Annotated in this window: 10 protein-coding genes; 6 read left to right on the forward strand and 4 right to left on the reverse strand. The window is 69.8% G+C overall.

Annotated elements, in window-relative coordinates; translation table 11 throughout:
* Window positions 1-50: 50 nt before the first annotated feature.
* From OH802_RS26290 to kynA, 4 genes are read left to right on the forward strand one after another with little or no spacing between them, the layout of a single operon-like run.
* Window positions 51-866, forward strand: coding sequence for an alpha/beta fold hydrolase (locus OH802_RS26290; protein WP_406023330.1), 816 nt, complete (start codon window positions 51-53; stop codon window positions 864-866).
* A gap of 34 nt (window positions 867-900) precedes the next feature.
* Window positions 901-1,533, forward strand: coding sequence for an arylformamidase (kynB, locus tag OH802_RS26295; protein ID WP_406023331.1), 633 nt, complete (start codon window positions 901-903; stop codon window positions 1,531-1,533).
* Window positions 1,530-2,795 carry a kynureninase gene (kynU, locus tag OH802_RS26300; protein WP_406023332.1) on the forward strand — a complete coding sequence of 422 codons (1,266 nt, stop codon included), beginning with the start codon at window positions 1,530-1,532 and terminating at the stop codon, window positions 2,793-2,795. The genes kynB and kynU overlap by 4 nt, the downstream gene beginning before the upstream one ends.
* Entirely contained in the window at window positions 2,792-3,592 is an 801-nt protein-coding gene (gene kynA, locus OH802_RS26305; protein WP_406023333.1) for a tryptophan 2,3-dioxygenase, read from the forward strand. The genes kynU and kynA overlap by 4 nt, the downstream gene beginning before the upstream one ends.
* A 110-nt stretch (window positions 3,593-3,702) precedes the next feature.
* Here kynA and OH802_RS26310 read toward each other — a convergent pair whose 3' ends face one another.
* From OH802_RS26310 to OH802_RS26320, 3 genes are all read right to left on the reverse strand, one after another.
* On the reverse strand, window positions 3,703-4,623 hold the full coding sequence (locus OH802_RS26310; protein WP_406023334.1) for a methylenetetrahydrofolate reductase: 921 nt from the start codon (window positions 4,621-4,623) through the stop codon (window positions 3,703-3,705).
* A gap of 71 nt (window positions 4,624-4,694) precedes the next feature.
* Window positions 4,695-5,603 carry an HpcH/HpaI aldolase/citrate lyase family protein gene (locus OH802_RS26315; RefSeq protein WP_406023335.1) on the reverse strand — a complete coding sequence of 303 codons (909 nt, stop codon included), beginning with the start codon at window positions 5,601-5,603 and terminating at the stop codon, window positions 4,695-4,697.
* A 113-nt stretch (window positions 5,604-5,716) separates the two neighbouring features.
* Window positions 5,717-6,307 carry an ArsR/SmtB family transcription factor gene (locus tag OH802_RS26320; RefSeq protein WP_406023336.1) on the reverse strand — a complete coding sequence of 197 codons (591 nt, stop codon included), beginning with the start codon at window positions 6,305-6,307 and terminating at the stop codon, window positions 5,717-5,719.
* A 67-nt stretch (window positions 6,308-6,374) separates the two neighbouring features.
* Between OH802_RS26320 and OH802_RS26325 the strand changes: the two genes are divergently transcribed.
* Both OH802_RS26325 and OH802_RS26330 read left to right on the forward strand, forming a co-directional pair.
* Window positions 6,375-7,676, forward strand: a complete 1,302-nt coding sequence (locus OH802_RS26325; protein WP_406023337.1) for an MFS transporter — start codon at window positions 6,375-6,377, stop codon at window positions 7,674-7,676.
* A 58-nt stretch (window positions 7,677-7,734) separates the two neighbouring features.
* Entirely contained in the window at window positions 7,735-9,792 is a 2,058-nt protein-coding gene (locus OH802_RS26330; RefSeq protein WP_406023338.1) for a collagen binding domain-containing protein, read from the forward strand.
* On the opposite strand, the gene OH802_RS26335 is transcribed toward OH802_RS26330, so the two are convergent.
* Window positions 9,752-13,702: an NAD-glutamate dehydrogenase gene (locus OH802_RS26335; protein ID WP_406023339.1), complete on the reverse strand. Its 3,951-nt coding sequence runs from the start codon at window positions 13,700-13,702 to the stop codon at window positions 9,752-9,754. The genes OH802_RS26330 and OH802_RS26335 overlap by 41 nt on opposite strands.
* Window positions 13,703-13,821: the final 119 nt, after the last annotated feature.

Consider the following 13,821-nt stretch of genomic DNA (forward strand, 5'->3'; position numbering starts at 1 on the left):
TCAACCGGGCTTCGACAGGCTCGACCACCGCGACAGAAGTGAGCAGAACGATGACCAAGACCACCACCTCCGCCGACGGCACCACGATCGCCTACGACGTCGTCGGCACCGGCCCGGCGCTCGTCCTGGTCGACGGGGCCATGTGCTACCGCGGCTTCGGGCCGTCGAAGGAGCTGGCCGACGCGTTCTCGGACCGGTTCACCGTCTACCGCTACGACCGTCGCGGCCGCGGCGACAGCAACATCGCCAAGCCGGCTGCCGCCGGCACCATGGAGGCGGTCGAGCAGGAGGTCGCCGACCTGGGCGCGATGATCGAGGCGGCCGGCGGGCACGCCCATCTGCTGGGCCTGAGCTCGGGTGCGTTCCTCGCTCTGGAGGCCGCGCGGGCCGGGCTGCCGATCGACAAGATCGTCGCCTACGAGGCGCCGCTCATCCTCGACGACACCCACCGCCCCAACGACGCCGACCTGGCGCAGCAGGTCGAGGCCCTGGTCGAGAAGGGCAAGCGGGCCGCCGCGGTCGAGCTGTTCATGCGCGTGGTCGGGATGCCACTGGTCGCGGTCAAGATCATGCGTCTCACCCCGGCCTTCAAGAAGCTCACCCCGGTCGCCCACACGCTGGTCTACGACCTGGGCATGTGCGTGCCGTTCCAGCAGGGCCTGCCCCTGCCGGGCGGCTACTTCAAGAACGTGTCGGTGCCCGTGCTGTCGGTGGCGGGCAGCAAGAGCCCGACCTACATGACCAACGCCCAGCAGGCCATCTGCAAGGCCGTTCCCGAGGGCCGCTACGTCGTCCTCGACGGGCAGGACCACATGGTCAAGGCCGACGCCCTGGCTCCGGTGGCCACCGAGTTCCTCACCGCCTGACCGACCCCGCCGGAGGGCGGCCTATCCTGGCGCCATGGCGCAGCTCTGGGACATCTCCCCACCGGTCCATGCATCCTCGCCGGTCTTCCCCGGCGACCATGCCACCGAGGTCGGCTGGACGTTTCGGATCGGCCCCGGGTGCCCGGTCAACGTCGCCGAGCTGAGCCTGTCGGCCCACGTCGGCGCGCACGCGGACGCTCCGCTGCACTTCACCGACGACGGCACGCCCGCCGGCGAGATGCCGTTGGAGCCGTTCCTCGGTCCGTGCCGCGTGGTCGACGTGTCGGGGGTGCGGCCGCTGGTCACCGTCGACGACATCGACGTCACCGACCTGCCGCCGCGCGTGCTGTTCCGGACGTACGCCACCCAGCCGACGACCTGGGACGACGACTTCTGCGCGCTCGACCCCGCGCTGATCGACCTCCTGGCCGCCCACGGAGTGCAGCTGGTCGGCACCGACGCGGCCAGCCTGGACCCGTCCTCGTCCAAGGATCTTCCGGCCCACTTCGCGACCCATCGTCATGACGTACGCATCCTGGAGAACCTGCTGCTCGACGAGGTGCCCGCGGGCGACTACGAGCTGATCGCGCTCCCCCTCAAGCTCACCACCGCCGACGCCGCGCCCGTGCGGGCCGTGCTCAGGCCGATCAAGGAGACTGCCGAATGAACCGCGACGATGCGGTCGCTCTCGACCGGGCCGACCCGCTGGCCCCGCTGCGGGACCTCTTCGACCTGCCCGAGAAGACGATCTACCTCGACGGCAACTCGCTGGGGGCACTCCCCCGCGCCACCGCCGGCCGGGTGGCCGAGGTGGTCACGCAGGAGTGGGGCCAAGGGCTGATCGAGTCCTGGAACACCGCCTCCTGGATCACCCTCCCCCAGCGCGTCGGCGACAAGATCGCCCGGCTCGTCGGCGCAGGTCAGGGCGAGGTCGTGGTCGCCGACTCGACCTCCCTCAACGTCTACAAGGTCCTGGCCTCGGCGCTCTCGATCGCCTCGGTCGACTCACCCGATCGCCGGGTCGTGGTCAGCGAGCGGAGCAACTTCCCCACCGACCTCTACATCGCCTCCTCGCTGTGCCGCGAGCGCGGCTACGAGCTGGTGCTGGTCGACTCGCCCGACGAGATCGAGGGGCTGCTCGACCGCACCGCGGTGCTGATGCTGACCGAGGTCAACTACCGCACCGGCTACCTGCACTCGATGGCCTCGGTGACCGCGCTCGCGCACGAGCACGGCGTCCTCGCCGTCTGGGACCTGTGCCACTCGGCCGGCGCGGTGCCGGTCGACCTGCGGGGCGCTGACGCCGACTTCGCGATCGGCTGCGGCTACAAGTTCCTCAACGGCGGCCCCGGCTCGCCGGCGTTCCTGTGGGTCAACCCCCGCCACGTCGACCGCTTCGAGCAGCCGCTGTCGGGCTGGATGGGTCACGCAGCGCCGTTCGAGATGTCGCCGGGCTACCGGCCCGCGGAGGGGGTCTCGCGCTATCTGTCCGGCACCCCCGCCGTCATCGGCATCTCCGCCCTGGAGTGCGGGGTCGACACGCTGCTGGCGGCCGATGCGTACGGCGGTCTCGAGGCGATCCGGGAGAAGTCGCTCGCGCTGACCCGTCTCTTCGCCCACCTCGTCTCCTCCAGGCTTCCCGGGTTCACGATCGAGTCCCCGCTGGACGACGACCAGCGCGGCAGCCAGCTGTCGCTGAGCGTCGCCGACGACGGGGCGTACGCGATCGTGCAGGCCCTCATCGAGCGAGGTGTGGTCGGCGACTTCCGCGCTGGATCGGCCGATGGGACCGACATCCTGCGCTTCGGCGTCACCCCGCTCTACACCCGCTACGTCGACGTGTGGGACGCCGTCGACCACCTGGTCTCGGTGATGGACAACGACGAATGGCGCGACGAGCGCTTCTGGACCCGAGGAGCAGTCACATGAGCAGCACGCAGGATCTTCCGATGGACTACTCCGACTACCTCCACCTGCCGGAGGTGCTCGGCGCGCAGAATCCGCTCTCGGGCGACCACAACGAGATGCTCTTCATCGTGCAGCACCAGACGATGGAGCTGTGGATGAAGCTCGCGCTGCACGAGCTGACCGAGGCGCAGCGGCTCCTCGCCGAGGATGCGGTGCGTCCGGCGTTCAAGGGACTGGCCAGGGTCTCGCGGATCATGGAGCAGCTCGTGCACGCCTGGGACGTCCTCTCGACGCTGACCCCGACCGAGTACGACAAGTTCCGCCCCTACCTCGCCACCGGCTCGGGCTTCCAGTCGTGGCAGTACCGCTGCATCGAGTTCGCGCTCGGCAACAAGGCCGCCTACACGCTCCGCGTGCACGAGGGACGCCCGCACGAGCAGGACGTGCTCGCCGCGTACGGACGTCCGTCTCTCTACGACGAGTCGCTGCGCCTGCTGTCCCGGCGCGGCTTCGACATCCCCGCCGATCATCTCGACAGGGACTGGAAGCAGGAGTACGCCGCCTCCGACGCCGTCGAGGCCGCCTGGGGCGAGGTCTACCGCGACCCGGAGAAGCACTGGGACCTCTACGAGCTGGGTGAGGAACTCACCGACCTCGAGACCGCCTTCCGGGTCTGGCGGTTCCGGCACGTGACCACCGTCGAGCGGATCATCGGGTTCAAGGTCGGCACCGGCGGGACCAGCGGTGTCTCCTACCTGCGCAAACAGCTCGACATCATCCTGTTCCCCGAGCTGTGGGCGATGCGTACGGAGCTCTGAGCGGGGTGGATGCTCACCGAGGTAACTCGGTGAGCGCGCGCCTCCTTCGTGGAACTCCACGAGGGAGGTGACTGTTGACCGAGGTACCTCGGTCAACATCCCGCCCCTGCCTAGCGCGCGAGCTTCCCTCGGAGCCGTTCGGCGAGACGTACGGAGGCCTCGATCTCGACCTTGCGGATCGAGACGGACTCGATGTTGATGCCGAACGGCACGCCGAGCTGGCGGCAGAAGGACATCAGCTCGATCGCCGTCGCCTCGGCCTGCTCGAGCGAGGCGTCGAGGGTGTCGGTGGCGTGGCGCAGCTCGTTCTCGATCCAGCGCGGTACGTCGACGCCGAGCCAGCGGAGGAACTCGAGGGTCTTCATCGAGCCGCAGACGGAGAAGGTGAACACGATCGGCACCGGCTGGAGGCCGCGGGTCTCGCACTCGTAGCGGTAGTCGGAGACGAGGTTCTTGGCGGCGTTGACGTCGTAGACGACCTGGGTGACGAAGTAGGAGCAGCCCGCCTCCTGCTTGGCGATCAGGCGAAGGTGCTCGTCGCCCTTGGCCGTGTGTCGCTCAGGGATCGCGACGGCGCCCAGGAGCAGGTCCGGGTTGGCCTCGTTCCGGATCTGCTGGGCACGGCGAAGGCTGGTGGCGACCCGCTTCTCACCCGAGGAGGCGCCGACGAAGACCGACAGCGCCTTGGCCGGGTCCTGGGTCTTGACCCAGTCGCGCAGCGTCGGCTCGTCGTACTTCCCGGTGGCCCGGTAGACGACGGCCGGCACGTCGAGACCGGCGAGGTTGCGATCGAGGAACTCGGCGGGGTCGAGGGTGCGTACGAACGGGAACGGCCGCTCTTCCGGGTTGCGGTCGGACTCGTCGTCGATGTCGTAGAGGATCAGCCCGTCGACATCGAGGGGCCGGATCCGCTCGAGCGTGACCTCCGCGATCTGCTGAACCCGCTCGGGTGCCGTCGTCACCCTCGGCGGGGTGACGGCGAACAGGAGAATCTCACCGGCCCGGTCATTGATGCGCTGCTGCAGATCCACGACGTCAACGCTAGCCGAGCCGTGCGGACCCGGCGCGTCTGTCCCATCCCAGAGCGCCGAGTCGGCGTCGATCAGTAGACGCTCGGCCCCGAGGTGGGGGCGTCGTAGGCCTCGGTGTCCGGCTTGATCTTGAACAGCTCGGCACGGCGCTTGATCGTCTCGGCGCGAGCCAGGCGCGGCTTGTCGCTGCCGTCGCGGATCACGCGGCCGCCCTCCTCGAACTTGTGGAGGAACTCGTGGGCCCAGGTCACGTCGGACGGGGACGGGCTGAACGACTCGTTGATCACCGAGGGCTGCTCGATGTCGAGGCAGAGCTTGCCGGTCATACCCATCGCGACGCCGTCGGCGGACTGCTCACGCAGCAGCGGGTGGCTGCTGCCGACCGTCGGGCCGTCGATCGGACCGGACAGGTTGCCGATCCGCGAGGCCAGGACCAGCTTGGTCCGCGGGTAGGCCATGGCGAGGGGGTCGTTCTCCGTACCCGTGTCGCGGCGGTAGTCGCCGGAGCCGAAGGCGAGCCGGTAGGCGCCCCGGGCGCGCGCGATCGTCGCGGCGTCCTCGATGCCCAGCGCCGATTCGAGCAGCGGGATCACCGGGGTCTTGCCACCCAGTCGCTGGAACGTGTCAGTCACCTGGTCGGGCGACTCGGTCTTCGCGAGCATCACACCGGCGAGCGTCTCGATCCCGGCGAGCGCCGCGATGTCCTCGCTCCAGTCCTCGGTGGTCCAGTCGTTGATGCGCACCCAGGCACGGCCGCCACCCTTGAGCCAGCTGGTCACGTTCTCGCGCGCCTGCGACTTGAGCGAGGTGTCGATCGCGTCCTCCATGTCGAGGATGATCTGGTCGGCTCGGCTCAGCTGGGCGTCGTCGAAAATCTCCGTACGCATCGCGGAGACCAGGAGCCAGGACCGGGCGTTGTGGCCCTCGACTCGGTTGGCTTCGCGGACCTCGCGCTTCTCGGCGATCTGGCTCGTGCTCATCGTTCGTCTATCTCCCTACTGGCGTCCTGGGATGGGCGCGACTTCGGACGGTAAACCAACTTCTCGGTGACTCGCGAGTAGGAGGCGGCCTGAGGCAGGCGTTGAGACATGACTCACGTCGCCGCCTCCGGAGCGGGCTCACCGGCCAGGTCCGGCATCGGCTGGACGATCTGGTAGACCGAGTAGAGGTCCCGCTCCTCGCCGGAAGGCTGGCGGCCGGTCTCGCGGTAGCGCGCGACGACCTGGTTGAGCTCCTGCTGCAACTGGAGAGCCTCGTCGCTGGTCAGCCGCAGGGACGACTCCGACACGTACCGCTTGGCGGGATCGTCCTCGGTCTCCGGAGGGACCTTGAAGGCCTCGTCGACCAGGTGGTGGCCCCAGGCGACGGAGCTGCGCTGGAACACCGTGTACGCCGCCTCGCCTCCCGGCTGCTGGACCATCTCTCTCGGGCTGATGGTGATGTCGTCGTCGGTGAGCCGCCAGACACGGTCGCGCTTGTCACGGCCGGCGTCGGGGTCGACCTCCACCAGGCCGTACTTCGCCAGCTGCCGGAGGTGGAAGCTGGCCTGGTTGGCCGGGATGCCGGTGCGCTGCGCGACATCCGCGGCGCGGAGGGATCCCGCTGCGGACAGCTCGTGCAGCACCCGGTTGCGAGTCGGGTGGGCGATCGCGCGCAGGATCCGCGGGTCGTCGTACGTAGCCATGGCCGCAGTCTACAGAATTCCGCAATACATATTGCGCAACATATCTTGCGCACCTTATGGTGCGGGTATGTCCTCCTACCGCGAGCTCGCCCGCAACCACGACTTCACCGCTCTCTGGGTCGGCGCCACCGTCGCCGAGCTCGGGACGCGGGTGAGCCTGTTCGCGATGCCGCTGGTCGCCTATGCGATGACCGGCTCGGCGTTCTGGGCAGCGGCCGCGGAAGCGGTCCATCTCATCGGGATGGTCGGCATGCTGCTACCCGCCGGGGTGATCGCCGACCGCCGCGATCGACTGCGGCTCATGCGGTTCACCCACGGTTCCGGGGCCTTGTTGTACGCCTCGTTGGCCGTCGCGGGAGTGCTCGGCTCCCTCACCCTCCCCCACCTGCTCATCGTCGCTCTCCTCACCGGGGCGCTCAACGGCCTCTTCGTCCCCGCCGAGAACTCTGCGATCCGGTCGGTCGTCGCGACCGAGCAACTGCCCACGGCGCTCTCCCAGCAGCAGGCCCGGCAGCACATCGCCGGGCTGCTCGGCGGACCACTGGGCGGCGTGCTGCTGGGCGTCACTCGCTGGGCGCCGTTCGCCGGCAACGCCGTCACCTACGCCGCCGGCTGGCTGCTTCTCGGACGCGTGCGAGCAGACCTCTCCACACCTCCGGCGCGGGAACCCGGGACACGGACGAAGCCGTCGGCCGATCTGGTGGCCGGGCTCCGCTACAGCTGGCAGCAGCCGTTCCTCCGTACGCTGCTCTTCTTCTCGCCTGCGGCCAATCTCGGTCTCAATGCACTCTTCTTCCTGGCGCTGCTCCGCTTGATCGAGGCAGGGTTCCCGGCCTGGCAGATCGGGCTCGCCGAGGCGGCCATCGGAGCGTGCGGGATCCTCGGAGCGGTGGCCGCGCCATGGATCATCGACCGGATCGCGACCGGTCGCCTCACCGTGCTCGTCGCCTGGAGCTTCGTACCGCTGTCGATCCCGCTCGCGTTCTGGACCCACCCCGCTGTGATGGCGCTCGCAGCCTCCGTGGGGCTGTTCCTCAACCCGGCGGGCAACGCCGGCTTCGCCTCCTACCGGATGGCGATCACACCGCCCGAGCTGGTCGGACGCGTGCAGTCCGCGGCCCAGTTCGTCTCCATGCTCTCGATCCCACTGGCGCCCGCCCTGGCCGGGGCGCTGCTCGCCGTCACAGACGGCACCACCGCCGTCCTCGCCGTCACGGCGCTGGTCGCTCTCGCCGCCCTCATCCCCACGCTCGCCCGTTCGGTGCGGTCGATCCCGCGCCCCGCGGACTGGCAGACGCTGTCCTCGAACGAGGACAACCTCGGCCACACACGCGCTTCAGAGCGTAAAAATCCAGTTCCGCAGGGCTAACCTTCTCAAAGTCCCCCAACGCAACGTTTTGCTCCTCGGAAGCAAAGGATCCCCTCGCATGTTCAACCGGGCCTGTCTGGCGTTGGCGCTTCTGGCCGGCGTGTTCGTCACGGTGCTGTCCCCGGGCCCGGCTCACGCCGTGACCGACTCGTGGGCCGAGTGGGCGCCCGTCTCCGGGACGTCCAACGACTACTCCACGACGATGACCCAGCGGTCCGCGGGCTTCCCCGCGGCCCAGATGGCCAGCGACTCCCGGGCCAACGTCGCCCTTCCCAGCGGCGCGAGCACGTTCCTCGACGCGAGCACGCCTCCTGGAGCGAAGTACGGATCGAGCCGCGGCTCGGCCTACATCAACCTGCGCCCGAAGGCCGACACCCCGACCGGCGCCTCGACCACGACGTACGCCTTCGAGAACCCCACGCCCGACACCGGCTGGGCGTTCGTGCTCGGTGACATCGACTCCGACGAGGTCCAGGTCCAGGCGACCGACGAGAACGGCGAGGATGTCCCGGCCGCGGAGATCTCCTCGTGGTTCCAGGGTTCGTTCAACTACGCCGGCGGCACCGACCAGCCGACCTGGAACCCGGCGACCTCGACGCTGACAGGCAACCCCACCGCCACCGACACCAACGGTGCCAGCGGCTGGTACGAGCCCGACATCCGACTCACCAGCCTGACCTTCGTCTTCACCCGCCGGGCCGGGTTCCCGGTCTACCAGACCTGGTTCGTGAGCCGGGCGCGGCCGATCGGCGGCATGGTCTCCGACGTGTCGACCTCCGGGTCGTGCCCTGTCGAGAGCTCGGTGCTCACCCTCGTCTCGCCCTACGGGGAGACCCTGGCCACCACGAGCCCCGCCGCCGACGGCACCTACTCCTTCGGCGACTTCGCCACCCAGGACGGCTACACCGTCCGGCTGAGCCAGCCCGACGGATGTGCGATCGTCGGAGCGACCGAGGCGACCGCCAGCAACCGCGGCGAGGACGACGCCCCCGCCTCCCGGGCCGACTTCGAGGTGCGGCAGGTGATCCCGCAGGCGATCAGCGGCACCGTACGCGACGACGCCGGCGCTCCGGTCCCGGGCGCGACCGTGACCCTCACCCGGCCCGACGGGACCACCGCGACCACGACCACCGGCACCGACGGCAGCTATCTCTTCGACGACAACGCGGTCGGCACCGGCTACTCGGTGACCCTGACGGTGCCCGACGGCTACACCGCGGGCCCCGACGGTACGACCCGCTCCGACATCACCGTCGACGACAGCCCGATCACCGACCAGGACTTCGTGGTCAACCAGCTGGCCAGCGTCTCCGGCACCGTGACCGGCGGCGGCAGCGGGCTCGGCGGCGTCCAGGTGCGCCTGGTCCCCTCCGGCGGCGGCGACCCGATCACCACCGTCACCGACGGTGACGGCAACTACCGGCTGGACGGAGTTCCGCCCGGCGACTACACCGCCGAGATCGACGCACCCGAGGGCTACACCGGCGCCACCACGCGACCTGTCACCGTGGCCACGACCGACGTGACCGGGGTCGACTTCGACCTCACCCGCCCCGGCACGATCGCCGGGCGGGTCACCGACGCCTCCACCGGAGACCCGGTCGCCGGCGTCACCGTCACCGTCGACGGGCCCGACGGCCCGGTCACCGCCACCACCGACGACGCGGGCGGCTACATCGTCGAGGATCTCCCGCCGGGCGACTACACCATCACCGTCACCGCACCCGATGGGATGCGGGTCGTGGGTGAGGGCTCGCGTACGGTCACGATCACCTCGGCCGGCGAGATCCGGGGCGGACAGGACTTCAGGATCGACGAGGTCCCCACCCCGAGCCCCACCCCGGACCCGACCCCGACGCCGGACCCGACCCCGGATCCCACGCCGACCCCGGATCCGACGCCCACGCCGGACCCGACCGACATGCCGATCCCCGGCGGAGATGAGAATCCGCCGACGGCCCCGAACCCGGGACCGCCGACGGAGACCTCACCTCAGAGCTCGCTCCCCGAGACCGGCGGCCCGTCGTGGGTGTTCGCCGCGCTCGGCATCTCGCTCCTGCTCGCCGGCACGGTGCTCACCGTGACAGCGCGTCGAGCGTCCCGAATGCGAGATTGACCTCCTCGTTGACCACCGAGGTCGCCCAGATCTCCCACCGCAGCGGGTGATCAACGATGGCCTCGGGGAACCGCTCGCGGATCGCGGTCGGGAAGTACGCCACCAGGCGCTTCGTCATCTCCGGATCCGCGGCCGGGTCGGGGACGCCCTCGGCGACCAGCTCGCGCCGGCGCTCGATCTTGGTCCAGGCGAGCAGGACGGCGAGCTCGGGGGCGGTGAGGCCCTCCCCCGCCTCCAGACGGCGCGCGACCTCGGTCGCGGAGGGCAGGCCCTCCACGTCGCGGTCGAGCAGGCCTGCCGTGACCCACTCCGCGATCTGGCGCTCGTGAGCCTCCAGGAGCTGCGGGGCCGCGGCCACCGCACGGGTCAGGGTCACGTTGTGAGCCTCGTTGTCGGCCAGGACCAGCGCGGCGACCTCGTCGGTCATCTCCTCGAGGAGCTCGTCACGCGCGGCCAGCGTCAGCGAGCCCGCGCGTACCTCACGTTCCAGCAGGATCTTGAGGTTGACCTCGTGGTCGGAGGTGTCGACACCGGCGGAGTTGTCGATCGCGTCGGTGTTGATCAGCCCACCCTTGCGGGCGAACTCGACGCGGCCGGCCTGGGTGATGCCCAGGTTTCCGCCCTCACCGACGACCCGCACCCGCAGCTGGGCGGCGTCCACGCGGACCCCGTCGTTGGCGTGGTCACCGGCGTCGGCGTCGGTCTCGCTGGACGCCTTGACGTACGTCCCGATCCCGCCGTTCCACAGCAGGTCGACCGGCGCGCGCAGGATCGCGCTGATCAGCTCCTGCGGGGTGAGCCGCTTGACGTCGGTCGCCAGACCGAGCGCCTGCCGCACCTCGGGGCTGATCGGCACCCACTTCAGCTGCCGCGACCACACGCCGCCGCCCGCCGAGATCAGTGAGGTGTCGTAGGACTCCCAGGTCGACCGAGGCATCTCGAAGAGCCGCTTCCGCTCCTGGAAACCCACTGCCGCGTCGGGCGTGGGGTCGATGAAGATGTGCCGGTGATCGAAGGCGGCCACGAGCCGGATGCGATCCGAGCGCAGCATGCCGTTGCCGAAGACGTCACCGGACATGTCCCCGACGCCGACCGCGGTGATCTCGTCGGTCTGCGGGTCGATGCCGAGCCGCTTGAAGTGGTGCTGCACCGAGACCCAGGCGCCACGCGAGGTGATGCCCATGGCCTTGTGGTCGTAGCCCGCCGAGCCGCCGGAGGCGAACGCGTCGCCGAGCCAGAAGTCGTACTCCGCCGCGACCGAGTTGGCCAGGTCGGAGAACGTCGCGGTGCCCTTGTCTGCGGCGACGACGAGGTAGGTGTCGTCGGAGTCGTGGCGCACCACGTCGGGCGGCGGCACGATCTCACCGTCCACCCGGTTGTCGGTGACGTCGAGCAGGCCACGCAGGAACGTGACGTACGCGTCCGGACCGGCCACGCCCTTGGGGACGAAGCCACCCTTCGCGCCACCCGGCACGATCACGGTGTTCTTGACCTGCTGCGCCTTCGCCAGCCCGAGCACCTCGGTGCGGAAGTCGTCGCGCCGGTCGCTCCACCGCAGCCCACCACGGGCAACGGCGTCGAAGCGCAGGTGCACGCCCTCGACGTCGGGCGAGTAGACGAAGATCTCGTACGCCGGCCGCGGCAGCGGCAGTTCGGGCACCTGCTGCGGGTCGAACTTGAGCGCCAGGTAGCGCCGGTTCCGGTAGTAGTTGGTCCGCGTCGTCGCCTGGATCGTGGTGACGTAGCTGCGCAGGATCCGGTCCTGGTCCAGGCTCGCGACGTCGTCGAGGGCCTCGATGATCGCCTCGGCCCGCTTCGCCTCGTCACGCGTGGTGAGCGAGGGGTCGAAACGGGTCTCGAACAGCTCCACGATCTGCCGGGCGATGCCCGGGTTGGCGCAGAGCGCGCCCGCGATCGTCTGGAACGAGTTGGGCGTGCCGGCCTGGCGCAGGTAGCGACCGTAGGCACGCAGCAGCGTCACCTGACCGTGGTCGAGACCGGCCAGGACGAGCGCGTTCAGCCCGTCGACCTCGCTGCGACCGGACCAGGCCTGGTGCAGCGCGGCGACCAGCTGGGTCGGGGTGCCGACCGGGGTGCCCGAGTAGGCGAGCCCGAAGTCGTAGATGAACCACTCCTCCGACCCGGACGTGCCGACGCCCTCGAGGTCGTAGGGCCGCTCGTCGGTGACCTCGAAGCCGAACGAGGACAGGATCGGGAGCATCAGGGACAGCGAGAGCGGGCCACCGGTGCGGTAGATCTTGATCCGGAAACCGCCGGGGCTCTCCGGGTCCTTGTAGAAGGAGAAGTCGACCGCCTCGCCCTGGTGCGAGAGCATCTCGAGCCGGGTCAGGTCGGCGGCGCCGGTGTCGGCGTCGAAGTCCTCCTTGTAGGCCTCCGGGAACGCGTCGAGCACGTGCGCGAGCCGGGCCGCGCCGTCCTCGCCGGCATGGGCGATGACCGCGCTGACCAGGTCGTCGCGCCAGCTCCGCGCGGCCTTGCGCAGCCGCGACTCGAGGCTGTCGACCAGCCCCGGGGTGTCCAGGGCCTCCCCCAGCGACTCGGTGGTGCCGTGGACCACGAAGTGCACCCGGGCGGTGGTCGACTCGCTGATGCGTACGGTGAACTCCAGGTCGGTGCCGCCGAGCACGTCGAGAAGCACCTTCGAGAACCGCTCGCGGACCGTCGTGTTGTAGCGGTCACGCGGCAGCGAGACGAGGACCGAGACATAGCGGCCGTACGTGTCGGGCCGGACGGCCACCCGCAGGATGCGACGCTCGATCGCTCCCAGCGCGGCCTCGGCGAGGTCCATCAGCTCCTCGGTGGAGGCGTGGAAGAGCTCCTCGCGAGGGTAGGACTCCATCGCGTCGAGCATCGCCTTGCCGGTGTGGCTGCGGGCGTCGTAGCCGGTGTGGTCGAGGACCGCGGCGACCTTGCCGCGTACGACCGGGATCCGGGTCACCGACTGCCGGGCCGCCTTCGTGGTGAAGAGGCCGAGGAAGCGGTGCTCGCCGATGACCTCACCGGCGCCGTTGAAGATCTTGATGCCGACGTGGTCGAGGTAGGCGGGCTCCCCGACGGTCGAGCGTGAGTTGGCCTTGGCCAGGACGAGCATGACCTTGTCGCGGGCGTGGGCGGCGACCTTGGCCGGCATCTTGCCGTGGTCGGGGGCCTGCGGCGGGTCGGCGCGCAGGATGCCCAGGCCGGTGCCGGAGCGACCGCGCAGGTAGTCGCCGTCGAGGCGGTACTCGCGGTAGCCGGTCAGCAGGAAGTGGTCCTCGGCCAGCCAGGCCAGCAGCTCGGCGGCCTCCGAGGCCTCCTCGCGCGGCACGCTGTTGGGCGGGGTGTAGCGCAGACCGGCCGCGATCTCCGCCAGCCGGCGGTGCAGCCTCGGCTCGTCCTCGACGACCTCGCGTACGTCCTCGAGGACTCCCTCGAGGCCGGAGACGATCTCCTTGGCGGCGTCGGGGGCGAGACGGTCGATCTCGATGTGCATCCAGGACTCGCTGATGTCGCCTTCGTTCACCCCCTCGAGCGCACCGGTCACGTCACGGGCGACGTCGATGACGGGGTGGACGACTAGATGTACGTCGAGGCCACGACGGTAGAGCTCGGTCTTGACCGAGTCCACGAGGTAGGGCATGTCGTCGACGACGATCTCGACGACGCTGCGGCCTCCGGCGGACCAACCGTCTGCGGCGGTGGTCGGGGTGAGGATGCGCACGGCGGCGGTGCCCTGCGGGCGGTTCGCTGCCAGCGCCAGATGCGATCCCACCGCGCCGGCGAGATCAGCCTCGCTGCGGCCGGTGAGCTCCTCGGGGGCTACGTGGCGGAAGTAGGTGGTGCTCGGCAGGCGGTTCTGCAGGACGTTCTGCTGAGCTTGGACAGGTTTGATATGCGTCTCCGTTGACACACCTGTCACGGTATCCCGGGAGGGCTCTGAGTAGGCGGCTGGATCCGAAGGAATCGCCGATGTGAGTCATAGGCTCACGGCCTCCTGCCGGCCTGGGGGTAAAGAGCATACTCCCGGAA

Origin of the sequence: Nocardioides sp. NBC_00850, from assembly GCF_045207335.1 — a bacterium.
Taxonomy (GTDB): domain Bacteria; phylum Actinomycetota; class Actinomycetes; order Propionibacteriales; family Nocardioidaceae; genus Nocardioides.

Excerpts from the sequence above, each read along its gene's own strand:
- kynA (WP_406023333.1), top strand. The coding sequence starts at position 2,792 with ATGAGCAGCACGCAGGATCTTCCGATGGACTACTCCGACTACCTCCAC.
- OH802_RS26315 (WP_406023335.1), bottom strand. The coding sequence starts at position 5,603 with ATGAGCACGAGCCAGATCGCCGAGAAGCGCGAGGTCCGCGAAGCCAAC.
- kynB (WP_406023331.1), top strand. The coding sequence starts at position 901 with ATGGCGCAGCTCTGGGACATCTCCCCACCGGTCCATGCATCCTCGCCG.
- OH802_RS26325 (WP_406023337.1), top strand. The coding sequence starts at position 6,375 with ATGTCCTCCTACCGCGAGCTCGCCCGCAACCACGACTTCACCGCTCTC.
- OH802_RS26290 (WP_406023330.1), top strand. The coding sequence starts at position 51 with ATGACCAAGACCACCACCTCCGCCGACGGCACCACGATCGCCTACGAC.
- OH802_RS26330 (WP_406023338.1), top strand. The coding sequence starts at position 7,735 with ATGTTCAACCGGGCCTGTCTGGCGTTGGCGCTTCTGGCCGGCGTGTTC.
- OH802_RS26320 (WP_406023336.1), bottom strand. The coding sequence starts at position 6,307 with ATGGCTACGTACGACGACCCGCGGATCCTGCGCGCGATCGCCCACCCG.
- kynU (WP_406023332.1), top strand. The coding sequence starts at position 1,530 with ATGAACCGCGACGATGCGGTCGCTCTCGACCGGGCCGACCCGCTGGCC.